This window comes from Zoogloea sp. GDB6, from assembly GCF_056724105.1.
Map to the genome: position 1 here is coordinate 5173274 of NZ_CM161497.1, position 26127 is coordinate 5199400.

Here is a 26127-nt window from a genome sequence, read left to right on the forward strand (position 1 = left end):
AGAAAACTTGGGGCGGCCCGGCATTTTCTTGCGGCCTGCCAAGGCCACGCTGTATCGACCATCAACCGGCACTCGCCGGCCCCCGGGACGACCCGGGCGGACAGGATGACCGGGCGGGACGACCCGCCCCCTCGCTCCGAGAGCCTCCACCATGTTCAGCAAAGTCCTCATCGCCAACCGGGGCGCCATCGCCTGCCGGGTGATCCGCACGCTCAAGAAGCTCGGCATCGCCTCGGTGGCCGTGCATTCCGAAGCCGACGCCAACTCCCTGCACGTCAGCCTCGCCGACGAGGCGGTGTGCATCGGCCCGGCCCCCGCCGCCGAGAGCTACCTCAAGGCCGACACCATCCTCGCCGCGGCCCGTGCCAGCGGCGCCCAGGCGATCCACCCGGGCTACGGCTTCCTGTCCGAGAACCCCGACTTCGCCGACGCCTGCGAGGCCGCCGGCATCGCCTTCATCGGCCCGACCCGCGCCCAGATGCTGGCCTTCGGCCTCAAGCACACCGCCCGCGAGCTGGCCGAGCAGGCCGGCGTGCCGCTGCTGCCGGGCAGCGGCCTGCTGTCCGGCGTCGACGAGGCACGCCGCGAGGCCGCCCGCATCGGCTACCCGGTGATGCTCAAGAGCACCGCCGGCGGGGGCGGCATCGGCATGCGCCTGATCGGCGGCGAGGCCGAGCTGGACGAGGCCTACGCCTCGGTGGACCGGCTGGCCCGCGCCAACTTCAAGGAAGCCGGCATCTACCTGGAGAAGTACGTCACCGCCGCCCGCCACATCGAGGTGCAGGTCTTCGGCGATGGCTGCGGCCGCGTGCTGGCCCTGGGCGAGCGGGACTGCTCGGTGCAGCGCCGCAACCAGAAGGTCATCGAGGAAACCCCGGCGCCGGGCCTGTCCGCCGCCCAGCGCGCCGGGCTGGCCGCCACCGCGGTGCGCCTGATGGAGTCCATCGCCTACCGCTCGGCCGGCACCGTCGAGTTCGTGATGGACGCCGACAGCGGCGCCTTCTACTTTCTGGAGGTGAACACCCGCCTGCAGGTGGAACACGGCGTCACCGAGGAAGTGACCGGCACCGACCTGGTGGAATGGATGGTGCTGCTCGCCTCCGGCGACCTGGCGCTGCCCGCCGCCGCACCGCGGCCGCAGGGCGCGTCCATCCAGGTGCGCCTGTACGCCGAGGACCCGGCCAAGAACTTCCAGCCGTCGTCAGGCCTGCTCACCGAAGTGCGCTTTCCGCCCGGCGTACGCGTCGAAACCGCCGTCGCCACCGGCTCGGAAGTGCCGCCCTATTACGACCCGATGGTCGCCAAGATCATCGTCCATGCGGACAGCCGGGAAGCCGCCACCGACAAGCTGATCGCCGCGCTGGACGCCACCCGCGTGTACGGCATCGAGACCAACCGCGCCTACCTGCGCCAGATCCTCGACGGCGAGGTGTTCCGCGCCGGCCGCCAGACAACCCGCTACCTCAATACCTTCGACTACCGCCCGGCCACCTTCGACGTGCTGGAGCCCGGCGTGCAGACCTCGGTGCAGGACTGGCCCGGCCGCGTCGGCTACTGGGACGTGGGCGTGCCGCCGTCCGGCCCGATGGACGACCTCGCCCTGCGCGCCGCCAATCGCCTGGTCGGGAACCCGGAAGGCGCCGCCGGCCTGGAATGCACGATGAGCGGCCCGACCCTGCGCTTCAACTGCGACACGGTGATCGCCCTCACCGGCGCGCCCACCGCCGCCACGCTGGACGGCGTGCCGCTGGCCTGGTGGCAGGCCCACGCTGTGAAGGCCGGCGCCACGCTGAAGGTCGGCGCCGTCACCGACGCCGGCTGCCGCAGCTACCTGGCGATCGCCGGCGGCATCGACGTGCCCGACTACCTGGGCAGCCGGTCCACCTTCACCCTCGGCCAGTTCGGCGGCCACGCCGGGCGCTGCCTGCGCCTCGGCGACGTGCTGGCGATCCAGCCCACCACCGCCCTGCCCGCGCCCGTCGAGCTGCAGCCACCCGTCTACGGCCACCACTGGGAAGTGGCGGTGCTGTACGGCCCCCACGGCGCACCGGACTTCTTCACCGATCCGGACATCGCCGGCTTCTTCGCCACCGACTGGGAAATCCACTACAACTCCAGCCGCACCGGCGTGCGCCTGATCGGGCCCAAGCCCGAGTGGGCGCGGACCGACGGCGGCGAGGCCGGCCTGCACCCGTCCAACATCCACGACAACGCCTACGCCATCGGCGCCATCGACTTCACCGGCGACATGCCGGTGATCCTCGGCCCGGACGGCCCCAGCCTGGGCGGCTTCGTGTGCCCGGCGGTGGTGATCCAGGCCGACCTGTGGAAACTCGGCCAGCTGCGCCCCGGCGACACGCTGCGCTTCGTGCCGGTCAGCGCCGCCACTGCGGCACGGCGCCTGGCCGCTGCCGACGCGGCACTGGCCCATGCCGACGGGCCCCTCGCGCTGCCGGTGATCGCCGAGCCGGACACCGTCACCACGCCGGTGCTGGCCGAGCTGCCGGCCGCTGGCGAGCGCCCCCGCGTGGTCTATCGCCAGGCCGGCGACGCCTACCTGCTGGTCGAATACGGCCCGCTGGTGCTCGACCTGGAGCTGCGTTTCCGCGTGCATGCGCTGATGGACTGGCTGAAGGCCCATCCCCAGCCGGGCATCATCGACCTGACCCCCGGCATCCGTTCCCTGCAGCTGCACTTCGACGCCCGCCGCACCGACCGCGCCGCGCTGCTCGCCGCGCTGCAGACCGCCGAGGACGCGCTGCCCGCCATCGACGACATGGAGGTGCCGAGCCGCACGGTGTACCTGCCGCTGTCCTGGGACGACCCGGCGACCAAGCTGGCCATCGACAAGTACATGCAGTCGGTGCGGAAGGACGCCCCGTGGTGCCCGTCCAACATCGAGTTCATCCGCCGCATCAACGGGCTGGATTCCATCGACGACGTGTATCGCACCGTCTTCGACGCCAGCTACCTGGTGCTGGGCCTCGGCGACGTGTACCTCGGTGCGCCGGTGGCCACGCCGATGGACCCGCGCCACCGCCTCGTCACCACCAAGTACAACCCGGCCCGCACCTGGACGCCGGAGAACGCGGTGGGCATCGGCGGCGCCTACATGTGCGTGTATGGCATGGAAGGCCCCGGCGGCTACCAGTTCGTCGGCCGCACGGTGCAGATGTGGAACCGCTGGAACCACGGCGCCCGCGGCACCGAGCAGTTCGACAAGCCCTGGCTGCTGCGCTTCTTCGACCAGGTGCGCTTCGTGCCGGTGGGCGAGGAAGAACTGCTGCAGCTGCGCAAGGACTTCGCCGCCGGCCGCGCCCGCCTGCGCATCGAGGACGGCGTGTTCCGCCTGGCCGACTACCGGCGCTTCCTGGCCGACAACGCCGCCCCCATCGGCGCCTTCAAGGCCCGCCAGCAGGCCGCCTTCGAGGCCGAGCGGGAACGCTGGAAGGCCGCCGGCCAGGCCGAGTACATCAGCGAGGCCGACATCGCCGCAGCGGCGGCCGATTCCGAGCTGGACCTGCCGGAAGGCGCCCAGTTGGTGGCCAGCTACGTGCCCGGCAACATCTGGAAGCTGCTCGTCGAAGCCGGCCAGCACGTGAAGGCCGGCGACCCGCTGGCGGTCGTCGAGTCCATGAAGATGGAATTCACTGTGACCGCCCCCGCCGACGGCGAGGTACTCCAGCTACTGTGCCGCGAAGCCAGCCCCGTCGCCGCCGGCCAGGATCTGCTGATCCTGCGCACCGCCACCCACTGATTCCGGAGAGATGACCATGCTGCCCACCAGCCTCGACCTCGCCACGCTGGCCGCCGCCTACCGCGCCGGCCTCAAGCCCAGCGCCCTGTTCGCCCACCTCCACGCCCGGGCCGCCGCCGACACCCACCACGCCTGGATCAGCCTGCTGCCGGAAGCCGAGCTGCTGGCCCGCGCCCACGCGCTGGACGCCCAGGACCCGGCCAGCCTGCCGCTGTACGGCGTGCCCTTCGCGGTGAAGGACAACATCGACCTGGCCGGCCTGCCGACGACTGCCGGCTGCCCGGACTTCGCCTACACCCCGCACGCCGACGCGGCAGTGGTGGCGCGCCTGATCGCCGCCGGCGCGATTCCCCTCGGCAAGACCAACCTGGACCAGTTCGCCACCGGCCTCAACGGCACCCGCAGCCCCTACGGCGCCTGCCGCAACGCCTTCCAGCCGGACTACATCTCCGGCGGCTCCAGCTCCGGCTCGGCGGTCGCCGTGGCGGTCGGCCAGGTGAGCTTTGCGCTGGGCACCGACACCGCCGGCTCCGGCCGCGTGCCGGCCGCCTTCAACAACCTGGTCGGCCTCAAGCCGAGCTGCGGCCTGCTGTCGTCCACCGGCGTCGTGCCGGCCTGCCGCAGCCTCGACACCGTCTCGATCTTCACCCTCACCGCCGCCGACGCCGCCACGCTGTTCGGCATCGCCCGCGGCTTCGACGCAGCCGACGCCTACAGCCGCCCCGCAGAAGGCCACGGCCGGCGCTTCCCGGCCGGCCAGCCCTTCCGCTTCGGCGTGCCGCGCCCAGACCAGCTGGCCTTCTTCGGCGACGCCCACAACGCCGGCCTGTTCGCCGCCGCTGCGGCCCGCCTGCAAGGCCTCGGCGGCACGCCGGTGGAACTGGACTTCGCGCCCTTCCTGGAAACCGCCCGCCTGCTCTACGGCGGCCCGTGGGTCGCCGAGCGCTACCACGCGATCCAGGACTTCATCGAGCGCCAGCCGGAATCCGTCTTCCCGGTGACGCGGGCGATCACCCTCAGCGGCGCCAAGCCCAGTGCGGTGGACGCCTTCGACGCCCAGTACCGGCTGCGCGCCCTCAAGCGCCGCTGCGACGCCGCCTGGCAAGAGGTGGACCTGATCCTCACCCCCACCGCCGGCTACCACCCGACCATCGCCGCCGTGGAGAACGAGCCGATCCGCATCAACACGGAGCTCGGCCACTACACCAACTTCATGAACCTGCTGGACTACGCCGCCGTGGCCGTGCCCGCCGCCTTCCGGCCCGACGGCCTGCCCTTCGGCGTGACCCTCTTCGCCCCCGCCCACCAGGATCTGCCGCTGCTCGAACTGGCCGCCCGCTGGCAGGCCGACACCGGCCTGCCCCTCGGCGCCACCGGCCAGCCGCTGCCGGAACAAGTCTTCCCCACCACACCCGGCGCCGACGGCATGGTGCAGGTCGCCGTCTGCGGCGCCCACCTGGCGGGCCTGCCCCTCAACGGCCAGCTCACCCAGCGCGGCGGCCGCCTGCTGCGCAGCGTGCGCTCCGCACCGGAATACCGCTTCTACGCGCTGGCCGGCGGCCCGCCCCAGCGCCCCGGCATGGTCCGCGTGACGGAAGGCGGCGCCCGCATCGAGATGGAGATCTGGGAACTCCCCGCCCGCCACTTCGGCAGTTTCGTCGCCGCCATCCCCGCCCCGCTGGGCATCGGCAAGGTGAAACTGGAAGACGGCAGCCAGGTCTGCGGCTTCATCTGCGAAAGCGGCGGCCTGGCGGGGGCGGAGGACATCACCGAGTACGGCGGGTGGAGGGCGTGGTTGGGGCGCAGGCCTTAATCGATGCCATAGCGCCTCAGCCGGTTGGCGATGGCGGAGTGAGAGGTACCAAGGCGCTTGGCCAAGCGGCGGCTCGACGGAAACTCGCGGTACAGGCGCTGCAGCAGGCTCTTCTCGAAATCGGCAACGGCCTGTTCCAGGCTCGCAACCTCTCGCTCATCGCCGGCCTGCGCAGGCGCGGCGACCTGGGCAAGCTCCAGGTCTTCCACGTTGATGACGTTGCGCTCCGTCATCGTCACCGCCCGGAAGATCACGTTCTGCAACTGGCGCACGTTGCCCACCCACGGGTTGGCCAACATGGCGGCGCATGCGCCCTGGGACAGGCGCATCGGTGGGCGCGACGCCTGGGTGCAGGCGCGACCGAGGAAGGCGTGGGCGATCGGCAGGATATCGCCGGGGCGCTCGCGCAGCGGCGGAACGTGCAGGTGGAGCACGTTCAAGCGGAACAGCAGATCCTGGCGGAAATGGCCGCTGCTCACCATGTCCTCGAGCTTGCGATGGGTGGCGCTGATGATGCGTACGTTCATCCTCACCTCACGATCGCCGCCGACCCGCCTGAAGCTGCCGTCGTTGAGGAAACGCAGCAGCTTGGCCTGCAGATACGGTGACATCTCCCCGATTTCGTCGAGGAACACCGTGCCGCCATGCGCCAGCTCGAGCAGGCCGGGCTTGCCGCCGCGCAGGCCGCCGGTGAAGGCGCCCGCGGCGTAACCGAAGAGTTCGCTTTCGGCCAGGCTTTCCGGCAGGGCCGCACAGTTGAGGGCAAAGAAAGGCTGGCCGCTGCGGCTGCTGCCGGCGTGGCAGGCGTGAGCCAGCAGCTCCTTGCCGGTGCCGGTTTCACCGGTGATCAGCAGCGGCGCATCCACCGTGGCCATGCGGGCGGCGCGCTGCTTGAGCTGCTCCATGGCGGGCGAGCTGCCGAGGACGGCCTCGAAACCACCGGCATCGTAGTTCTGCAGGGCGCTCATGCGCTCGCCCATGCGGCTCGGGGCGTGCAGGGTCATCACCGCACCGGCGACGCGGCCGCCCGCCTCGTGCAGCGGCATCGTTTCCAGCATGTAGGGCTCGCCGTTCATGACGACCTCACACACTGGCAGGTGGTAGCCCCCGTTGACCAGCTCGCGCAGCAGTTCGGGGTTGCCGATCAATTCCTGCATGGAGGTGCCGATCAGGCGTGTCTCGTCCAGGCTGCAGGCGCCGATTGCCGCCCCGTTGGCGACCACGATGCAGCCCGCTTCATCGACCGCGAAGATCGGATCGGGCTGGGAGGCGAGCAGGGCGTCGAGGTAGAGGCGCCGCTGGGCGCCCGGCAGCATCTGCACGGGCTCCACGCTGCGTACCCCTGCCACCCCCATCAACTGGGCGCGCAATTCGTCGAGGCAGGCCTGATCGACGGCGGGGGCCTCGATGAAGATATGCGGCGGATCCACCTCCACCGCCGTCACGTTGAAGCTGCGCCGGGCCAGCTCTGCCAGCACTTCCTGGGCGATCCCGACCCGGTCGGAAAAGAACACATCAATGCGCATGACGGAGCCCGTAATGAATTCGATACAGCGTATCGATAATGATACGGGCCATTCAAGTCACTGAGTAATAAGGGTAATCAGCAGCAAAACCAGCCCGCGCCGCGCAATCCGTAACGATATCGATACGAAAATATTTGAGAAACAACCGAGAAATTACACAACCAGTTGTTTTTAATAGATTTTCCTTGATGGCACGGTAATCGCTAAATGCCACTCATCCGAATGGCAACCCGTTTCATCAAGGAGAACTTCCATGCATGTCCTCGTCCTCGGCAGTGGCGTCATTGGGACCACCATCGCCTACTACCTGGCCAAGGCCGGGCACCAGGTCACAGTGGTGGACCGCCAGCCCGGACCGGCGCTCGAGACCAGCTTTGCCAACGCCGGAGAGGTTTCGCCCGGCTATTCCGCACCGTGGGCAGGGCCAGGCGTTCCGGTCAAGGCGATCAAGTGGATGCTGATGCACCACAGCCCGCTGGTCATCAAGCCCATGCTCGACCCCACCATGTGGCGCTGGACCATGGCCATGCTGCGCAACTGCACGGAGGCGGCCTACCAGGTCAACAAGAGCCGGATGGTGCGCATCGCCGAGTACAGCCGCGACTGCCTGAAACAGCTGCGCGCCGATACCGGCATTGCCTACGACGAGCGCACCCAGGGCACGCTGCAGCTGTTCCGCACCCAGAAGCAGTTCGACGGCATCGGCAAGGACGTGGAGATCCTGCGCCAGTCCGGCGTGCCCTTCCAGGTGCTCGACCGGGACGGCTACCTGGCCTACGAGCCCGCCCTGTCCCAGGTCAAACACAAGTTCGTCGGCGCCCTGCGCCTGCCGGGGGACGAGACCGGCGACTGCTACAAGTTCACCCGCAACCTGGCCGGCATGGCCGAGTCGCTGGGGGTGACGTTCCGCTTCGGAACCACCATCACCGACATCGAACAGGATGGGCAGCGCATCACCGGCATCCACACCAGCGCCGGTACGCTGGCGGCCGACCAGTATGTGCTCGCCCTCGGCAGCTACTCGACCCGGCTCCTCAAGCAGGTGGGCATCGACGTTCCGGTCTATCCGGTGAAGGGCTTCTCCATCACCGTGCCCATCACCGACCAGGCCATGGCGCCGGAGTCCACCATCATGGACGAGACCCACAAGGTTGCCGTCACCCGCCTGGGCGACCGGATCCGGGTCGGCGGCACCGCGCAGCTGTCGGGCTTTGATCTGGGCCTCGAAGCGGGACGACGCAAGACCCTGGAGTTCGTGGTGTCCGACCTCTTTCCCCACGGGGGCGACCTCTCCCGGGCCGAGTTCTGGACCGGCCTGCGTCCGATGACGCCGGACGGCACGCCCATCATCGGCAAGACCCGCCTCGACAACCTGACCCTCAGCACCGGCCACGGCACGCTGGGCTGGACGATGGCCGCCGGCACCGGCCGCGTGGTGGCGGACATGCTCAGCGGCCGCAAACCCGAGATCCCCGTGGCCGACCTCAGCGTCGCGCGCTACGCCTGACCTCACCCTGCACGACCCCACACCAATCCATAACCGAGGAGACACCACCATGCACGTCATCGCCACATCCGGAGCCCCCCAGGCCATCGGTCCCTACGCCCAGGCCATCGTTGTCGACGGCTGGCTGTTCAGTTCGGGGCAGATCCCGCTGACCGCCGCCGGCGAGCTGCTCGCCACCGATATCGAAGCCCAGACCGAACAGGTGTTCGACAACCTCAGCGCCGTGCTGGAGGCGGCCGGCGCGTCCCTCGCCCAGGTCGTCAAATGCACCGTCTTCGTCAAGGACCTGAATGACTTCGCGCGCCTCAACGCCGTCTATGAGCGCCGCTTCGGCGCCCACAAGCCGGCCCGTTCAACGGTCGAAGTGGCCCGCCTGCCCCGCGACGTCCAGGTCGAGATCGAAGCCATCGCCCGCCTGGGCTGACGGCGCGTCCCATCGTCTGATCCGGCGGGGCCGGACTGAAAGGAATTTGTCATGACAGATGTCAAAACACTGCTTGCCGAGGAAGGGCGTCACGAGGCAAGGGATCTCCACCGTGGCCTGAAGGACCGGCACATCCAGATGATCGCCCTCGGCGGCGCCATCGGCGTCGGCCTGTTCCTGGGCGCCGGCCGGGCCATTGCCGTTGCCGGGCCGGGGCTGCTGCTGAGCTATGCCCTCGGCGGCCTGATCATCTTTTTCATCATGCGCGCCCTCGGCGAGCTCCTGCTCTACCGCCCGGTGGCCGGCTCCTTCGCCACCTACGCCGAAGAGTTCATCGGGCCCTTCGCCGGCTTCGCCACCGGCTGGTCCTACTGGTTCACCTGGGTGACCATCGGCATGGCCGAGATCACGGCCGTCGCCGTGTATATCCATTACTGGTTTCCCGAGGTCCCCCAGTGGATACCGGCGCTGGTCACCCTCGCCGTGCTGTACACGGTCAATCGCATCTCGGTGGCGCTGTTCGGCGAGCTGGAGTTCTGGTTCGCGCTGATCAAGGTCGTCACCATCGTCGCGATGATCCTGATCGGCCTGGCCATCATCTGTTTCGACCTGACGCCCCTCGGACCTACGGCCAGCTTCTCCAACCTGTGGAGCCACCAGGGCTTCATGCCCTTCGGCATCCTGGGCGTCGTGATGACGCTGCAGATCGTCATGTTCGCCTACCAGGGGGTCGAACTGATCGGCGTCACCGCCGGCGAGGCGCAGAACCCGGAGAAGGTCCTGCCGAGCGCCACCAACAGCATCATCTGGCGCATCCTGGCCTTCTACCTCGGCGCCCTCGTGGTCATGATGGCCCTCGTGCCCTGGAGCGAGCTCAAGCCCGGCGTCAGCCCCTTCGTCTTCGTCTTCGAGCGCATCGGCATTCCCGGCGCGGCCGGGCTGATCAACTTCGTCGTCATCACCGCGGCGGCATCGTCCTGCAACAGCGGCATCTTCAGTACCGGCCGCATGCTCTACACCCTGGCCCAGTTCCGCCAGGCGCCGCGAGCCTTTGGCAAGGTAGACCGGCACCACCTGCCGGCCAACGCCATCACCTTCTCGGCGGCCCTGATGAGTATCGGCGTGGTGCTCAACTACATCGTGCCGGAGGAAGTCTTCGTCTGGGTGACCAGCATCTCCCTCATCGGCGCGTTGTGGACCTGGTCGGTCATCGTCATCGCCCACCTCGGCTACCGCAAGGCCGTGGCCGCCGGGCAAGCCAAGGCGGTGGCCTTCCGCATGCCGGGTGCCCCCTACATGAACTGGATCGTGGTCGCCTTCATGGTCGCCGTCGGCGCCCTCCTCGCCCTCGATCCCAGCACGCGGGTCGCCCTCTACGTAGCCCCCGCCTGGTTCGCCCTGCTCAGCATCGGCTATCGGCTGAGCAAGGCCGGAAAGCTGCAGCTCGCGGTGACCAACGCCTGATTCCACCCGGACCCGCCCTCACCCCCTCGGCGGGTCCGCTCGACACCGCCCACTCACGCCTCATCTCGAAGGACCCCGGCATGACCGACCAGCACCCCATCAGGGCAGGCGCCCTGCTCAGCATCGACCTCGACGCCCTCTGCGACAACTGGCGGAGCCTCAAAGCCAGGCTGGCCAGTGCGGAATGCGCCGCCGTGGTCAAGGCCGACGCCTATGGCCTGGGCGCCGAGCGGGTTGCCCCGGCGCTGTATCGCGCCGGCTGCCGCAACTTCTTCGTCGCCCACCTCAACGAAGGCATTGCGCTCCGCCCCGCCTTGCCCGCCGATGCGTCCATTTATGTCCTGCACGGGCCCCACCCTGGCGACGAGCGCGAGTTCGTCCACCACCGGCTCGTTCCCGTCCTCAACAGCCTGCCGCAACTCGGCGCCTGGCAAGCCCTCGCCCGCGACCTGGATACCGTCCTGCCGGCCATTCTCCAGGTGGATACCGGCATGGCCCGCCTCGGCCTCGCCCCCGACGAATTCGAACGCGTGGCGAGCAGCCCGGCCTTGCTGCTGGGGCTCTCGCTGAAGTTCATCATCAGCCACCTGGCCAGTGCCGAAGAGCAGGACAACCCGGCCAATCCCCTGCAGCTCGCGCGCTTTCGCCAAGCCATGGCGCGCTTGCCCGGCCTCCCCGGCAGCCTCGCCAACTCCTCCGGGATCTTTCTCGGCGACGACTACCACTTCAACCTGGTCCGCCCGGGCGCCGCGCTCTATGGCGTTGCGCCGGTGGCCGGGCAGGCCAACCCGATGCGGCCCGTCATCCGCCTGCAGGGCAAGGTTCTGCAGACGCGCACCATCGCCGCCGGCACAGCGGTCGGCTATTCCCACACCTGGACCTCACCACGCCCCTCGCGCATCGCCACCGTGGCGGTCGGCTATGCCGACGGCTATCTGCGCAGCCTCAGCAACCGCGGCACCGTCAGTTGCGATGGCATCCCGCTGCCCCTCATCGGCAACATCTCCATGGACACCCTCATTGTCGACATCACCGACCTACCGGAAGGACGCATCGCGGAAGGCGAACTGCTCGACCTCGCCGACCCGCTGAATGGCGTGGACGCCATCGCCGCCCGGGCCGGCACCATCGGCTACGAGATCCTGACCAGCCTGGGACGCCGCTATGCACGCCGCTACACCGGAGGTGGCGGGGAAGACGTTTGAGGCGTCGAGTTGAACCATTGCGGTCCGGACTTGAACTTGAGATCCGTAAACTTGAACTCGAGATGCACAGACTTGAACTGTCGATGCCGTGACTTGAACCCGTGAGCCGTGGATTTAAACCGTCGGGGCTCGGACTTGAACTTTCGATGTCCGGATTTAAACAAGTTCAAGTCCGGGTTGAACTTGTTCAACGAAAAGATGAACTCGCGGAACTCAGTGCCGCAGGAGTTCAAATCGGAGCTTCAAGGGTTCAAATGCGAGGGATGACAGTCGGGCTCGGGAGGACTGCGGCCTCATCGTGGGGCTGGGCCTGTTCCTCGCAAGGCAGCCCCACGGGGCGGGGCATTGATGAAGTTCAGAGATCGCGCCTGCCGGCTTGGCGCGGCACGGACTCTTCTGGGCGATGAGTGACGAGTGTAGAAAGTTGAGGCGGCGGGTCGTCGTCGGCCTTTGCAGACATAGAACCGGTGCCGCATCAGCGGCTGGTATCTGCTGGTCAGCAGTCATTGGAGTCGGCTCAGCGATGACGGTCTGCTTTCTTTGGCGCCGTATGGCGGCACTCGACCCAATATTGCCGTTGAGCTTTGAGGAAAGCTGTCCCTCTCGACTGCAGTGTTAGGCTCTTGAAAGCTCAATTCTTTTCCAGCTTGATGGATGTGCCAAGAGATGATGCCTTGAAGTTGGTTGCCACATTGCTGCCTTTGAATTGGAGTACTAGCTGGGCAGAACCGTTCCAGCGGGGGACGATCGCGTTCCCTTCTTCTGGCAATTGCAACACTTGCTCTGACTGCCCGCCGCGAGCTACCCAGACTTCGATTGCTGGAGACTCTCCGCCAAAGTGGGGGCCATACACAACTTCGCGTACTTCGGCCGTGTACGTGCCGTGGGGAGAGGTTGTACGCGAAAGTACGGTCACCTCCGGAGCGCGAGAGCACGCGGCCAGAACTGTTGCCGCAGTGAAAATGAGGAGTCGAAAAGCGAAGACTTCCATTCCAGCCTAACCTAGGTAAGGGGCACTGCGCGGAGCTCTATCGCGCAGCGTCCAGCGACCGAAGGGAGCTGGCCTTGACCGCATTGTTAGGCAATGTGCGCCCGCTAACTAAAGAATTGCACAAGATCATAGTTGGCGATTGATTTAGCAAGACCAATAGGAGAGACGCCGTAATTGTTTTCCTTATTTCGGTCAGCACCAGCCTCCAGCAGTAGCTCAATTAGCTCTCCACCACCGTTCGAGTTGAAAACAGCTATTGAGAGTGGTGTATTGCCATTAGCGTCGGTCAAGTCAACTTTCGCTCCGGCTTGAAGCAATGCGTCGCTGACGGAAAGACTATTTGACTGGGTAGAAAAATGCAGAGGACTAAATCCATTGTCATCCATGGCATTAGGGTCTGCACCAGCGAGCAATAGTGCATTCACTTTAGCCAGGTCAGCATCCAGAGCAGCATAGTGAAGTTCCGTTCGCCCCATGCGATCCACACCCGGGCGTTCGTTCTTCTTCGGAGTTTTGCGTATCATTGTTTGCCTAACTTGGTTTTAGGCCGCGCTTTAACTGAAGGCACCATACCAGCAACTACCAGAGCACGGCGCGAGAAATGCACCAAATGCGGCAAGAAGAACAAGTAGCGAAAATAACCAAAAAACTCCAACAAGAGTAACCGTGCTGAGCCTTAGCCACATCCGTTGAATTTTTCGTTTTGCAAGCAATGCGAGGCCGAACAAAACGAGGCTTGGCAAGACAACCAAAAACAAAACCTGCCAAGGTGTAGCGCACGGGTGCGTTCCAGCTGGACATGGCTGAAATGCAAATAGCTCGGTGGAGAATGACATAAAAAAATCGCAGAGGCCACGATGCGATTCATGTAAAGAGCAATCGAGGCCTGTGAAAGCGGCCTCTCAACGACGAAAGTGACCCAGTGCTTTTGTTGTATTTCAGTATTGACGCTATACATTTTCAGCCTTAATTTCTGACTGATAGGCGTACTCTTCTCCTCCATTGACCTCAAGCCGATATAATGGCTCGCTATGAAAGTCATAAAGCCCGGCTACTTTTCCGATAGCTCCGGACTTCCGACCATTGACAATCAATACGGATTGGTTTGGCTTGAAAGCCACACCGTCAATTATTTCGCCGCGTGAAAATTTTTGTTGCAACGTTTCCGAGGTATTGTCCTCCGTGTCAAGGACATAAGCCGCATGCGCCAAATTTTGAGGTATTTGCCCTCGCTGCCGTAGCAAATGGAGGAGATGTATAGCCGAAGGCCCCCAGCTTTCAATGAGTGAAGAAGCACCTTCATCAATACCACCGCCTATTGCGTACATTTGACAGGCAAGAAGAAGAGCCGCTTCCCTGAGCCTGTTTGTCTGCGATAGATTTAGTGCATTTGCGACCCCCATGAGTATGCTTGCGACGATTCCAAGCATTATTCCGAATACAACGCGAAAAATGTTCATTTGAGTTCCGCGAAAACTTTGTGCCTAACGACTACAAAAGGACTTCCCCCACCCACCTGGTGGGCTTGCCACCCGGCATCGAAGTGCCAAGATTGAGTTGCTGAAGCTAAATCTGAACGGCGAGGAGGGAAGTCAAAATGGATACTACGACGGTTGGTGTGGATCTGGCAAAGAACGTCTGCGTGGCAGATTGCACCGGTCGGATCGTGGAGCGGCGGGAGTTCGACACTACCTTGTCACCGGTCCTGCGTGGATTGATCCAGAGCGTGCGCGACCAACTTGATGCGCTGGATGCCCGGATCGGCGAGTGCGACCGGCAGAAAGCCTGGCTAACCTGATGGCGGATCAAAGAGGGAAACGGCTGATCCCTGTTTCCCTATCCCGCCGATGAACGATTGAGGCCTGCTGGTGCGGTTAGTCGCATGGCCCCGGGGGCGAGACCCGATCAAGGCCGATTAGAGAGAGGCAGTCTGTCTGTCCGATCCGTCGCGTGTGTGCAGAGGTCAGGAAACAAAAGCAGGTAGGCAGGAAAGGAAAACCGGCCTGGCGGCCGGTCATTGGAAAATGGTGCTTGACGGGGAAGTTCTTAGAAAGGGTTAGGCGTCATTGCGAACCCGCATGAGCGCAAAGCCAAGTAGATTTAGACCGAGCCATTGGTCTGGGTTATGGACCCTCTCATCGTCTTGCGCGAGGCCAATACCCCAGATTTGGTCGATGGGGCTTGCCTCGACAAGAATGCGGGAGCCGGTTTGCGTAAGGAACTGGCCAAGTTCTGGGTTCTGCGTGAACTTCGCTTGGTTCGCGCGGACAACGATTGGGAATCTGTGTTCTAGCCAGACTGCCTCGTCGAAGCCGCGGACTTGCCGGCCCAGCGCCTTTGCTGCTCCTGGATTTGAGGCTTGAAGGATCCGTGCTCCCGTCTTCTCATCCCCAAACAGCGCGGCCTTCCTCTCCATCATGAAGTGCTCGGCGGTTGGATAGTGCTTGCCATCGACATCGAACGGAGCGACATACCACTGGCTAAAGCACCATGGTCCGACGCCGGTTCTTCTTGCTTGATGGCCCCAGAAGAACAAGTACTTCAACTTCTCGCCACTGTTGTGGCGAGAGCGGAGTTCTTCGAGCGGGTCCGCCTCGTGCGCAGGCTTGGTCATGACGCCTAACGTGGGTAACCGGCCTGCGCGGCTTTTCGCGCAGGTCCGGTTGACTACCGGGTTGGGCGTCAGAGCCAAATACAGAGAGCCCTTTGCCATTACCTACCGTCCTCGGCCGCCCGCCTACGCCAAAGAAATGCGGACCCGATAACGAGGCCCGCTGGCATGTGCAAGGCGTACAAAGCGTTGCGGAAGAGCGATGCGTCAAACGGGAATTGCCCAAAAAGCAATGCCACAACGGCAAAAGCAATAAGAAGAGCGATTGGAACCCTTGATCTCGGTGGCGACCAGTAAGCCGCGGCGACGCCAGCTACTACCGAGGCACAGAGGCTGATGCCTTGCACAAAGAGCCACTCTCCGCTGTTGGGCGAATACGGCCCAGGAGGCGGACGATAGGGCTCGGAATAAATAGCTGCCCAAACGAAAGGCCGCAGAGCCCAATACACGGCGCTCAGAATGACAATGAACAATGGGTGCGCCACGACTCCGGCTAGCACCGCCCGCCAGACTGATTGGACTTTCGGAGGTTGCCTAAGGAAAAGAAATTTCATGACGCCCAACGTTTGAGTCGAGGGGCGCGAAGCCGGCTTGCCGGCGTAGCGTCCCTCTCGAACGACTACAAAAGGACTTCCCCCACCCACCTGGTGGGCTTGCCACCCGGCATCCAAGTGCCAAGATCGAATTGCTGAAGCTCAATCTGAACGGTGAGGAGGGAAGTCAAAATGGATACTACGATGGTTGGTGTGGATCTGGCAAAGAACGTCTTCGTGGCCTGTGTTGCGGATTGCGCCGGTCGGATCGTGGAGCGGCGGGAATTCAACCGGGCGGGTTTTCTGACCTGGCTCGGCACCTTGCCCACGGGCACGATGATCGGCATGGAAGCGTGTGGCAGCGCCCACCACTGGTGGCCGCACAGCATAGCGTCTGGGCCTGGCACAGTCTGCGCGTGGGGTGGGTGGAGGAACGATCTGCCCGGCGTCGGGCTCATCACCGCCGACGCAGTGAGCGCCGGCGTGGGTGACGCATCGATATTCCGCAATGGCCGCCAGTTTACCGCGTGGCTCGGCCTCACGCCCAGCCAGTCGGGCAGCGGGGGCAAGACGAAGCTTGGACGCATCACCCGGCGAGGCGACGACTACTTGCGCACCCTGCTCGTGCAAGGCGCGCGCAGCGTCTTGGCTACGACGCTCCGGAAACAACGGCGTGAATCCCCTGAAAAACTGACTCGTCTGCAGCAGTGGATCGTCGTACTCAACGGACGGATCGGCTATCACAAGACCTTGGTCGCCATCGCCAACAAACATGCCCGGCAACTGTGGGCAGTGCTGGCGAAGGGCGAATCCTACAACCCACAGGCCTGACAACGGGCCTGAGCGCAACCGAGCAATGGCAGCTGCACATCAACGATAGACGAACAGGTCAGACCGACCAGCAGAGAGCCTGGCTAACCTGATGGCGGATCAAAGAGGGAAACGGCTGATCCCTGTTTCCCTGATCCCGCCGATGAACGATTGAGGCCTGCTGGTGCGGTTAGTCGCATGGCCCCGGGCGAGACCCGATCAAGGCCGATTAGAGAGAGGCAGTCTGTCTGTCCGATCCGTCGCGTGTGTGCAGAGGTTAGGAAACAAAAGCAGGTAGGCAGGAAAGGAAAACCGGCCTGGCGGCCGGTCATTGGAAAATGGTGCTTGACGGGGAAGTCCTTAGAAAGGGTTAGGCCGCTGCGAACTGCTGCTTGAGGCGTTCATAGCTTCCAACCTCAAAGACTTGGCCATCCTCTGGGATCCCGGCGCGAAGTGTCTGTCGGGTGAATGGTGCGGCGATCACCTCAGGCTCTAGTACTTGCCCTCCGCATGCAACATGGATGGCGTAGCCGGCGGCTTTGTGGCGCAGGACCTCAAAGTTGCTGCAGGGAAATGCACGAGGTTGGTTGAGTTCGGGATCGTCCTCAATCGGCTCGTAGTCGTACAAGTACTGGCCGTTGAGGTAGAGAACTCGACCGTCACTAAGTTCGGTGAAGTAGTGCGGGCCCTCGTCCTCGAACTCGTTGACACAAAAGGCGCGGCGGGCCTCAAAGGGCTGGCGTAGAAGAAGACCCTTCGCATCCAGCTCAGCGAGTTGTTCCTCTAGTGACTTGCGCCGAAGGCTCGGACGAAAGCCAGCTCGATTGAACAGAAAAAGCGAGGCGAGCAAGGCCAGAAGGAGCACTCCGCCCGGGGCCAGCTTGGCCCACCACGGCATTGGACCGGTGGGGTAGTAGGAGTTGACCAATCCCACGGTTCCGAGCATGGCTCCGAAAACGAAGATTGCTGCGAGCAGAGCACGCATTCAGCGGCCTAACGTTGATCTATGGACTCCCCCGATTCTGCACGATGAATGTGCTGTTGGTTTGATGGACAAGCCTGCAGGAATCTATCCGGCCTACTATGGCACCCGTCGGCGCCGGCCCCGATGACATACGCACCACGGAAGCCTCATTAGTTAAACGGCCTTACGCGGCTTTATGCGCAAGGTCCGTGTTGACCGCAGGGTTAGCCGCCATTCTTCGCTAGACCTTCTGCAAGTAGCCTGGGCACGCCAAAGCCCCACGTAGGCAAAGACAGCGACTCAGCTGTAGCCGGAGCCTCGGCGAACTGAAGGTGGGCTTCGCCGAGGACTAGCCCGCCGGATTCGGTGATTGCCTTTAGATGAGCAAATGCAAACTCGACCAGCGGGCGGTTCTCGATGTCAGTTGCGGATGGCGCATGCGTACCGACCCAGCGAACTACGCCAGCGATGAACATGCGTTGGCTGGCCTTGCCTGCTCTTGAGTGCATTCCTACCACGCAACCGGCGCCAAATTGTCCGGATGCCAAGGGGATGGCCCAGAATTGACCGCGTCTGAGTAGCCGGGTGGACTTTGGAGCAAAGGGATACTGAGTCGCAGACTTTGACATATGGCGGCTAACGTTTGAATTCAGCGGACGCCGTTAGGCGTCCGCTGGAATGAATGGTTATGCCTCAGTATCGTAGACGCCTTCCTCGATTTGAGGATCCTCACTCGCAAAGACGTTCAGGCAGCGATTTCCGGTTACTACGAGCCATTCGCGACGGCGAACTTCAAGGCCCTGCCTCAGATCCTCCTCGGCACCCCAACCACCAGACGTAACGAGCAGAACATGATGACCGCGAACAAAACCTGGGGCTACCCAGTACTGCGCCAAGTCCGATTCATCGAGAAGGCGGAAGCCCTGGACAGATTGAAAAGTTACGCGAAGGCCACGGAACCGATCACCCTCGAGTGGCTCGCGAGCAACCGCTATTGAGAGGCTTTGGCCGTTGAAGCGCACGGAAGCAATGTCCGATTCGCTTGGGACGGCTAGCGCGGGGGCGATTGGGACGGTTCTAATAGGCATAACGTTCGCGCTCAGCGGGCGGCGTAGCCGTCCGCTGCAGCAACTGGTTGGGCCTCACCGCTTGGACAAGAACAACCACCTGCATAGTCCTACGGAGCCTTGACGCTCTTACGCCTCATGCGTTTCCGCGCCGCGTTATCCGCCTTGAGGATTTGCACGCATTCATCTGATGTCGGGACCTGTCGATCCGTTTCGATCGTGTGCCAACCGCCGCAGTTCGGGTCGGGACAGCCGCACACCGTGAACCGCACCGGGTGCTCCGTCAGACCTTCTCGCTTTTGGATCGCGTTCGTCCGCTCGCGGCTTTTGATGATGTCTACGATGGCGGCCCGGCCGAGAAATGGATTCGACATGTTTGTTCTCTATCGGATGAACGAGCGCTCCGAATGTGATGCCCAACGTTATAGGTAAGCAGACTGCAGCCACGGGTGGCACAGAACAAGCCAGGTTGGGTATTCGGCAGATCCGCCGGACCGGAGGTCAGGCTTCAACAGGTACATGATGACTGGATTGTGCCAGGACCCAGCCGCTGAGCCCATACGAACTTGAGAGCTCAACGCATTTGAGCTGTCTCTGGGTTAGATATTCGAATGCCTCTTCAAGCTCTATTTCGGCAGGCCGAACCGGATAGGGCTTTGAACGCCAGAATCTTGGCCAACCCCACTTACATTCGTTCTCAAAACGATTTGCCCAGTGCTCCAGGAACGGACGAAGAGGCACCTCGGCAAAAGAGTAGATAATGTTCCCGCCAAGGTCGTACTCCAAATAGTAGGATTCGATACCCGAAAAATACAGTTTGACTTTCTGGATGTCCGTGGCCGTTTCATACGGCCACTCCAGATTGAAGGCGAGCGTCTGGCGCTTACTCTCTACCGAATACCCGATGATGTGGAAATCGTGCCACGAACGCATAGTTTTCAGGCCCGATGTTTGAAGTAACCCTCCGCCGGGGCGTGAAGCGCGGAGGGAACCTTCAAGCGCAAGTTGGAGGCGGTGTTGACCGATAGGTTGATAGCATACCGCTTCGCCCGGATGGCTGCTATCCGGACGGGGCAGCGACCGGCCGCTCCTGGCCGAGTTCAGAAGTCGGCAGACGCCCATTAAGATTCCTCGATTTCCCGTGAGCTGACACCCAAAGCATGAGTGCTAGCGCACCCCATAGATGCTGCCCTCCCTCGGGTATTCGATGTAGTACTCGACCTTAAAGGTTGCGGTTTCAGATGGGGCCAGAGTCTTCTTCCAGGCGACCACCCCCTGTTGCTGCTCCCAAGCTTCCACGGTCGGTTTCGGATCAAACATTGCTTTCACTTTGATCTCGTCCGCCGTACTCACCGGGGACGACTCCAGAACCAGCACATCCACTGGTGTCTTATGGGCGCTACTGAGCGCAAATACATCGCCTGTACGACGCTCGTTGTGCTTTTCCAATATTCCCGTTGCCCCGGAGATGCTTTTCACCGGATTAACCGTCACCCGCAGCAGTTCGTCTCGACCAAAAGGAATTACAAAGCGCTCCGCTGCCTTGGGGTCCCAATGGCTCGATCCGACATAGCTGCCATCCCGGTAAAGTTGCATGTTGCCGGGCAACCAGACGCCTGGTGGCCGCTCGGCTTCGGCACTGACAAAGCCAGCGCGGTCGAACCGCGGCACCACCCGCACTTCCTGCCGAACCGGCAAGGTTTGCTTTGACAAGACGACGGAGGTTTCGCGTCCATCAGCCGCTAGAGTCACCCGCGCCGGCACTTCAAATTCGGTCGCAAAGGTGCTGTTGGTCTCGAAGGTCGGCGGGCTATAGCCTTCTTCCTGATCCCCCTCTTTTCGTCTTGCCGCCATCGGTGCAGGGGCCGCAACGGCGGCGGGAGCAGCCCGATATTCTGAAAACTTCTGCGGTGGCGAGTAGGACAGCAGCCAAGGCTGGGGTGCGATGCCTTGTGGCGAGAGTTCGGGCTGGGCCGTCGATAGAGAGAGTTTGACGTTGCGCCAGTCCTCACCTGTCTTTTGAGAAATGGTTGCCAAGCGTTCCAGTTCAACCTTAGATGATGCGGAATCCAGCCCCGCACGATATGCGGGCTTCCATCCAGCGTTATTGACCTGGTAGGAGATCTTCAGGGTGCCTGGTCGATCCGCCACTAGGTTGACCGTGACCACCCGAGTGTCCTTGGCGCCTGTACGAAGCCGCGCCAAGTCCCGTTGCAGTGCATCGATCCTTTTGGTGAGTTCGCGCTTTTGCACTGCGATGCGCTGCATCTTGGCAAACGCCTCCTGAGCGCCCCGTCCCAAGGTATCGATGATGGCGCCCAGTGTCTTGCCGTCGATGATTGTGGTCGGGTGATCGCTCGCCGTTCCGTTGCTGCCGAATCGCTCCAGGTAACCCGTCACGATTTCCGCCGATTTGGCTTCAGCATCGAGGATAGCCACCTGATCCTGGAGCATCTGTATCTTGCCTTCCAGGTCCGCCTCGGCCGGATTGGCTGCTTGGAGCGTCGCGGTCTCCTGCACGACGATCTCACCGATTTGAATACCAGATCCGGCTTCCACCCTCAGCGTCTGACGGTCCAGTTGTGCGGACAGGCCGGCGACTACAAGCTGTGTCATGCCCGGTGCAACCTGCGCTGTGCGCACTACCGTTGCGCTGCCAGGGTAAAGGGCTACAGCCGTGATCGGGGCTGCGAGTTCGGCCCCGAGGCAAGCCACCGGTGCAGCGAGCGCAGAGACGACGGCACCCGTCTTCATCCACGCCCACGTAAATTGTCCCATGGCAAAATCCCTCGAATTGTCTGAATGTTTATCGGACGATAGCTGCAGTGCATGCGCGCATCTTGCTGCAATTCAAATTGCATGGCAATTATGGGGCGCTGGCCCGTCTAGAGGAACGGCCTCGAGAGTCGCCCCCCTGATCTACAAGCGCACAAAGAAGCGGCGGGCAGTTCAGTTGCTACTTGGAGCAGCGTTGGGCAGAGCCCTATCTCATTGCGAACCAGAGAAACCCTGCAAAATCGACGTTTACTTCAACCTTAGGAAATCCTATGGCTTATCTCAACAGTGAAAGCCCGGCAACTGCTCTGGAATCCATCGCAGAAATTTACGATGCTGACCCAAATGCAATTCAGCGGTTTTTCTGCAATTTTGATATTTGGAGTTGCGTGGCTTTGCCAACACTTGCTTCGATGGTGGCAGGGCCACAGTGCCTAGCGAAAAAATTGTCTATGTGGAGAAAATAATTCCTAATTCGGCGTTTTACGCGAACGCGAGTGCTGCAAATTAGTTGCCGAACGTCCGCTATGCCAACGGGCCTATGAAGTTCGCGTTTGTCGGAAGAAAAAGCTGCCATTCGTGGCTGTGGTGGCCATTTTCGCTGACGTGGAGTGAGTCGATCCCAATACAGGAACTGTCTTTGCGCCGGTTCGGTCAGGACGACTAAATCACCCGGTTAGCTTCACGGAGTCCAGCTACCTAGTTGATTTGCGTTGGTACCGGACGAGAATAAGCGATTAGACTCCTGACTGTTATCCCAAGAATCAACAAAAATGGACAAGGAACCAGCCGTCAGCCTCACCCACGAAGATCAATTGGAGGTTGACGCTATTTGCGTGACTGCTCTGTTTGAGCGTGCTCGCAAGGCGACGATGTTGTCGCCGATAGGCACAGGATTCATCTTCTGGCTGGTACACGAGATCGTGGCGGCGAAGCTCGTGCTGGCCTGGATCATCATCAATACCTTGCCAGATACCATTACCTTCGTTCTGACTTCGCGTCTGATAAAGCGCCCACTCCCCAACCAGCAGATAAGCTATTGGCACAACTTGCAGATCGCCCTTCGCTCCTTGCAGGGATTGTGCTGGGGATCCGCTGTGATCTTCTTCCATGTGGCGTGGCCTGTTTCCTTGGTTCACGACATGACCATCTTTGTGGTGTTGGTTGCCGTCTCCTCCGCAGGCATTGTCAATACGGCACCTTCATTTCGTACCTCGTTCGGTTTTACCTTCTGCGTACTAATAATCCCGATCTGCTATTACTTCTGGTTGGGCGACCCGATCTATATCAAGCTGGCTACTGGCTCCACCATACTGCTGCTGGTCACACTCCAATTTGGGTGGGATGCTTACCAACAGTTCGTCGATGGTGCGAAACAGTTAGTGTTGAATCGACGAATCTCCCTACAACTGGAAATGCGGAACAATGAGCTTGATGAACTGAATAGGCAGCTCAGTGTTACAGCCACTCACGACAGTTTGACTGACCTGTACAACCGGCATTTCATCGTTGATCAATTGAAGCAGCAACTGGATCTTTTTAGGCGCTATGGAAATCCATGCAGCATCGTTTTGATTGATATCGATCGGTTCAAACAGGTCAACGACCAGTTTGGGCATGCCTCGGGCGATGAGGTACTGGTTGCCTTCAGCCGACGGACTGAGTCGAAAATACGATTAGGCGATACTTTCGGACGCTATGGAGGCGAAGAGTTCTTGCTGATATTGCCGATGACAGAATTACCCTCTGCACTGAGTCTCGCCGAGCGCATACGTGGCTATTTGGCGAGTACCCCTCTGCTAGAGCATCCTCGGCCTTTGACGATTACTGCCTCATTCGGCGTTGCACAAATAAAGGCCAACGAATCGATCGATACCTGGCTTATCCGAGCCGATAAGGCACTTTATCGCGCCAAGGAAAATGGTAGAAACTGCGTAATGGCTGACTGAGTTTTACTTCAAACTGAACGGCAGCAAAGGCCGAGAAGCAGCCTCCAGATCATCAATCGCAACAGATCAGTTGGCAGGCCCGTACCGCTACTGTCCTGCCGTCCCTTTCAACTGAGGCGCCGGGCGTTCAGCGCTCTATCTCAGCCCTCGCGCACCAACCGCTCTCCCGACGCTGAATCAGCGCCATCAACTCCCGCGCCTCGTCCGCGATCATCCCGCAGGCCCACAGATAGTTCTCCTGAAGTTCCGCATCCATGCGCCGGAAGACATCGCCGGCGTTGCCGCGGGTCATGGCGAGCAGGGCCTGAAGTTGTGCCTGTCGGGCGCTGAGTTGGTCGGTGAGGGTAAGCGTGTCCGCATCGTCGGCAAGCACGTAGAGGCGGCCTCCGGGCGCGGGGAAATACATCGGCGTGCTCATTGCGGGTAACCATTCAGCCCCCCGGTTGTGACACTCCCCCCGAGGCAGCCTGTCTTGTGATAAAACGCACATGACATGAAGCCGTCCTCTCCTTCAGACCCGCCGCCCAGTGAGCCACCGCTTCCCGCAACGGTCGAGGCGTGCCACGCGGTGATCGCGTCGCTGCTGGAGCGCTTGGCGCGACTCGAAGAGCAACTGAAGGTCAATTCCCGCAATTCATCCAAGCCCCCGTCCGGTGACGGTCCCGGAGCGCTCCCGCGCAAGACCCGAAAGAAGAGCGGACGAAGCCTCGGTGGCCAGGCGGGCCATAAGGGCAGCTTCCGGGCCATGCTGGCCCCGGACGAGGTGGACCGGCAAGTGCGCTGTGCGCCGCCCGAGGCCTGCCCCAACTGTGGTGCGGCAGTTGTGCCCGACGAGGGCAAGCCGATCCGGCACCAGGTGTTCGAGGTGCCTGCGCTTACCGCCGAGATCACCGAGTATGTGCGCGAGCGGGGCTGCTGCACGGGCTGCGGTCACCGGAACCACGGCGCCCTACCCACGGGTGTGCCGCGTGGGCAGCTGGGGCCGCGGGCGCTCGCCCTCGTGGGGACGCTGGCTGGGCAGTTCCACCTCTCGCAAGCCAAGGTCCGGGATCTGCTCGGGCAGGTGATGGGGGTTCGCTTCAGTCTTGGGGCGATCTCGCAAGCCCACGGCCATGTGGCGCAGGCCCTGGCCGCGCCAGTACGGGAACTGCACCTCGAGATTGCACGCGCGCCCGTGCGCCACGCGGACGAAACCTCGCACCAGAGCCACACGTCCCTGATGTGGCTGTGGGCCCAGGTCACGCCGTGGGGCGCGGGCTTCCGGGTCGATCCGTCGCGCGGAAAGCTTGCCGCTCAGGCACTTCTGGGCAAAGAGCCGCAAGGCATGATCGTCAGCGACCGCTATGCCGGCTATGCCTGGATCGATTCTTCCCAGCGCCAAGTCTGCTGGTCGCACCTGCTGCGTGACTTTGCACGGATCGGGCTGCGCCAAGGCCTGCCCGGACGGATCGGTCGGCGGCTCGAAGCCTACGGCTTCACGCTGTTCCGTTGGCGAGGCGCCGGTGCGCCGGCGGCACACTACGGCTGGCTGCAGAAGCGAATCCGTACCCAGTTACAGGCCGCCGCAGACCAGAGCTCGTGCTCGCGCACCGCCAAGACCTGCCGGAACCTGCTCGCCCTGTGGCCGGCGCTGTGGCACTTCCTGGACGACCCGGCCGTTGCGCCCACCAACAATGCCGCTGAACGGGCTCTGCGTGGATTCGTCATCCGGCGCAAGCTGTCCTACTTCACGCGTTCCGGACGAGGGCTACGCTTCATCGAGCACACCTTCTCGGCGGTGCAGACCTGTCGGCTGCAGGGACGCAACGTGTTCGACTACATGACCCAGGCCCTCAGCGCCTGGCTCGCCGGCACTTCGCCCCCTTCGCTGGTGCCGGAGGAGATCCGTGCGCAGCACGCAGCCGCCTGAAAGACCCCATACCCCTCAAGCAGTAGTAGGCGGGGGTGAATGCTTACCATTGCGGCGCCCTCCCCTTGTTGGGCCGACCCCGCAAGGTCGGGCAAGCGGATGGGAATTGGATCGAAACAGAAACAGACGCGTGCGGGCATGCGCACGCCAGGACACGGAAAGCCATGGTGCGAAACTCCTTTGTCAAAGGGCATTTCCGCTCCCCGTCGCCAAACGGGGGGCGGGCCAAAGCGGGGTTGGCGAACCGGGACAAAGGAACCGGCAGGGCCGAAGCCCTCCCCACCCGGCCCGCCATTGATCATGGGCGCACCAAGGGTGCACGGACAAAAAAAGCCGCATTGCGGCTGAGGTCCGCCTTTGTCGGTCAGGTCGCCAAACCCGTTCGCTGTTGTTGCAGCGACGGCGGGGAGTATCGGCCGGGTGTTCGAGGAGCGTCAAGGGACGGTCGCCCCAGTACGGAGGCCACAGCCCCCTTGCGCTGCCATCCGCTCGTCCCCCACCGACTCACTCCACGCACGCAATCCGGAGCCCGGCGAATGTCCTGCCCGGTTTGGCGGGCAGCCTGGTGTTCTGCCAGGGCGGCATCGGTGATGAGCAGATCGATACACAGGCCGCAGCGGTTCTCCATGAGCACATGGCTCCGGGGGCCCTGAGCAGCCGCTCCGGCAGAATCGACTGTCGGCCGCCTTTGGCGTAAAGCCCGTCGAGTTCCGCCCACAAGCTGGCCGACGGCGCCGAGTCGGCCAGCTTGGGCGTGAAAACGGAACGGCTGACACTTTTTCGAAACCTTCGGCTCCGCTATCTTGAAGACACTTTATGTTC

At 62.9% G+C, this 26127-nt stretch carries 22 protein-coding genes; 12 read left to right on the top strand and 10 right to left on the bottom strand.

The annotated features are described in order from the left end of the window. The first annotated feature begins 151 nt into the window (after positions 1-151). Both uca and atzF read left to right on the top strand, forming a co-directional pair. The gene (gene uca / locus AC1PQG_RS23565; RefSeq protein WP_481120161.1) at positions 152-3757 is read left to right on the top strand and encodes an urea carboxylase; all 3606 of its coding nucleotides are present in this window, start codon (positions 152-154) and stop codon (positions 3755-3757) included. 16 nt (positions 3758-3773) lie between these two features. Further along, a complete protein-coding gene (gene atzF / locus AC1PQG_RS23570; RefSeq protein ID WP_481120162.1) occupies positions 3774-5570 on the top strand; it encodes an allophanate hydrolase in 1797 nt (598 codons plus the stop codon). Here the strand turns inward: atzF and AC1PQG_RS23575 are convergent. Continuing rightward, positions 5567-7096, bottom strand: a complete 1530-nt coding sequence (locus AC1PQG_RS23575; protein WP_481120163.1) for a sigma-54-dependent transcriptional regulator — start codon at positions 7094-7096, stop codon at positions 5567-5569. The two genes, atzF and AC1PQG_RS23575, sit on opposite strands and share 4 nt — an antisense overlap. A 253-nt stretch (positions 7097-7349) precedes the next feature. Between AC1PQG_RS23575 and AC1PQG_RS23580 the strand changes: the two genes are divergently transcribed. The 4 genes from AC1PQG_RS23580 to alr all read left to right on the top strand — a co-directional run bounded on the left by AC1PQG_RS23580 (position 7350) and on the right by alr (position 11696). After that, positions 7350-8603 (top strand): D-amino acid dehydrogenase, encoded by a 1254-nt coding sequence (locus tag AC1PQG_RS23580; protein WP_481120164.1) that lies wholly within the window; start codon positions 7350-7352, stop codon positions 8601-8603. A gap of 49 nt (positions 8604-8652) precedes the next feature. Further along, positions 8653-9027: a RidA family protein gene (locus AC1PQG_RS23585; protein WP_481120165.1), complete on the top strand. Its 375-nt coding sequence runs from the start codon at positions 8653-8655 to the stop codon at positions 9025-9027. A 51-nt stretch (positions 9028-9078) separates the two neighbouring features. Beyond that, positions 9079-10491 (top strand): amino acid permease, encoded by a 1413-nt coding sequence (locus AC1PQG_RS23590; protein WP_481120166.1) that lies wholly within the window; start codon positions 9079-9081, stop codon positions 10489-10491. Between the two features lie 80 nt (positions 10492-10571). Further along, positions 10572-11696, top strand: coding sequence for an alanine racemase (gene alr / locus AC1PQG_RS23595; RefSeq protein ID WP_481120167.1), 1125 nt, complete (start codon positions 10572-10574; stop codon positions 11694-11696). Positions 11697-12327: 631 nt separating this feature from the next. Here alr and AC1PQG_RS23600 read toward each other — a convergent pair. The 3 genes from AC1PQG_RS23600 to AC1PQG_RS23610 all read right to left on the bottom strand — a co-directional run bounded on the left by AC1PQG_RS23600 (position 12328) and on the right by AC1PQG_RS23610 (position 14147). Beyond that, on the bottom strand, positions 12328-12687 hold the full coding sequence (locus AC1PQG_RS23600) for a hypothetical protein (protein WP_481120168.1): 360 nt from the start codon (positions 12685-12687) through the stop codon (positions 12328-12330). Between the two features lie 104 nt (positions 12688-12791). Further along, a complete protein-coding gene (locus AC1PQG_RS23605; protein ID WP_481120169.1) occupies positions 12792-13211 on the bottom strand; it encodes an ankyrin repeat domain-containing protein in 420 nt (139 codons plus the stop codon). Between the two features lie 426 nt (positions 13212-13637). Then, positions 13638-14147, bottom strand: a complete 510-nt coding sequence (locus AC1PQG_RS23610; RefSeq protein ID WP_481120170.1) for a hypothetical protein — start codon at positions 14145-14147, stop codon at positions 13638-13640. A gap of 137 nt (positions 14148-14284) precedes the next feature. Here AC1PQG_RS23610 and AC1PQG_RS23615 point away from each other — a divergent pair, with 137 nt between their 5' ends. Continuing rightward, entirely contained in the window at positions 14285-14485 is a 201-nt protein-coding gene (locus tag AC1PQG_RS23615; RefSeq protein ID WP_481120171.1) for a hypothetical protein, read from the top strand. 258 nt (positions 14486-14743) lie between these two features. Here the strand turns inward: AC1PQG_RS23615 and AC1PQG_RS23620 are convergent, their stop codons facing one another. Beyond that, positions 14744-15301 (bottom strand): NADAR family protein, encoded by a 558-nt coding sequence (locus AC1PQG_RS23620; RefSeq protein WP_481120172.1) that lies wholly within the window; start codon positions 15299-15301, stop codon positions 14744-14746. A 722-nt stretch (positions 15302-16023) separates the two neighbouring features. Here AC1PQG_RS23620 and AC1PQG_RS23625 point away from each other — a divergent pair. Further along, positions 16024-16662, top strand: coding sequence for a transposase (locus AC1PQG_RS23625; RefSeq protein WP_481120173.1), 639 nt, complete (start codon positions 16024-16026; stop codon positions 16660-16662). A 349-nt stretch (positions 16663-17011) separates the two neighbouring features. On the opposite strand, the gene AC1PQG_RS23630 is transcribed toward AC1PQG_RS23625, so the two are convergent. Then, on the bottom strand, positions 17012-17626 hold the full coding sequence (locus tag AC1PQG_RS23630; protein WP_481120174.1) for a hypothetical protein: 615 nt from the start codon (positions 17624-17626) through the stop codon (positions 17012-17014). A gap of 830 nt (positions 17627-18456) precedes the next feature. Here AC1PQG_RS23630 and AC1PQG_RS23635 point away from each other — a divergent pair. Further along, entirely contained in the window at positions 18457-18603 is a 147-nt protein-coding gene (locus AC1PQG_RS23635; protein ID WP_481120175.1) for a hypothetical protein, read from the top strand. A gap of 179 nt (positions 18604-18782) precedes the next feature. On the opposite strand, the gene AC1PQG_RS23640 is transcribed toward AC1PQG_RS23635, so the two are convergent. The 3 genes from AC1PQG_RS23640 to AC1PQG_RS23650 all read right to left on the bottom strand — a co-directional run bounded on the left by AC1PQG_RS23640 (position 18783) and on the right by AC1PQG_RS23650 (position 21426). After that, entirely contained in the window at positions 18783-19046 is a 264-nt protein-coding gene (locus tag AC1PQG_RS23640; RefSeq protein ID WP_481120176.1) for a hypothetical protein, read from the bottom strand. Between the two features lie 127 nt (positions 19047-19173). Then, positions 19174-19794, bottom strand: a complete 621-nt coding sequence (locus AC1PQG_RS23645) for a hypothetical protein (protein WP_481120177.1) — start codon at positions 19792-19794, stop codon at positions 19174-19176. Between the two features lie 45 nt (positions 19795-19839). After that, on the bottom strand, positions 19840-21426 hold the full coding sequence (locus tag AC1PQG_RS23650) for a DUF4139 domain-containing protein (RefSeq protein ID WP_481120178.1): 1587 nt from the start codon (positions 21424-21426) through the stop codon (positions 19840-19842). Between the two features lie 293 nt (positions 21427-21719). Here AC1PQG_RS23650 and AC1PQG_RS23655 point away from each other — a divergent pair, with 293 nt between their 5' ends. Together AC1PQG_RS23655 and AC1PQG_RS23660 are read left to right on the top strand one after the other, a co-directional pair. Further along, positions 21720-21914 (top strand): hypothetical protein, encoded by a 195-nt coding sequence (locus AC1PQG_RS23655; RefSeq protein ID WP_481120179.1) that lies wholly within the window; start codon positions 21720-21722, stop codon positions 21912-21914. A 306-nt stretch (positions 21915-22220) separates the two neighbouring features. Next, positions 22221-23396, top strand: a complete 1176-nt coding sequence (locus tag AC1PQG_RS23660) for a GGDEF domain-containing protein (RefSeq protein ID WP_481120180.1) — start codon at positions 22221-22223, stop codon at positions 23394-23396. Positions 23397-23523: 127 nt separating this feature from the next. Here the strand turns inward: AC1PQG_RS23660 and AC1PQG_RS23665 are convergent, their stop codons facing one another. Continuing rightward, positions 23524-23814 carry a hypothetical protein gene (locus AC1PQG_RS23665; protein ID WP_481120181.1) on the bottom strand — a complete coding sequence of 97 codons (291 nt, stop codon included), beginning with the start codon at positions 23812-23814 and terminating at the stop codon, positions 23524-23526. A 75-nt stretch (positions 23815-23889) separates the two neighbouring features. Between AC1PQG_RS23665 and tnpC the strand changes: the two genes are divergently transcribed. After that, the gene (gene tnpC / locus AC1PQG_RS23670) at positions 23890-25305 is read left to right on the top strand and encodes an IS66 family transposase (protein WP_481120182.1); all 1416 of its coding nucleotides are present in this window, start codon (positions 23890-23892) and stop codon (positions 25303-25305) included. Positions 25306-26127: the final 822 nt, after the last annotated feature.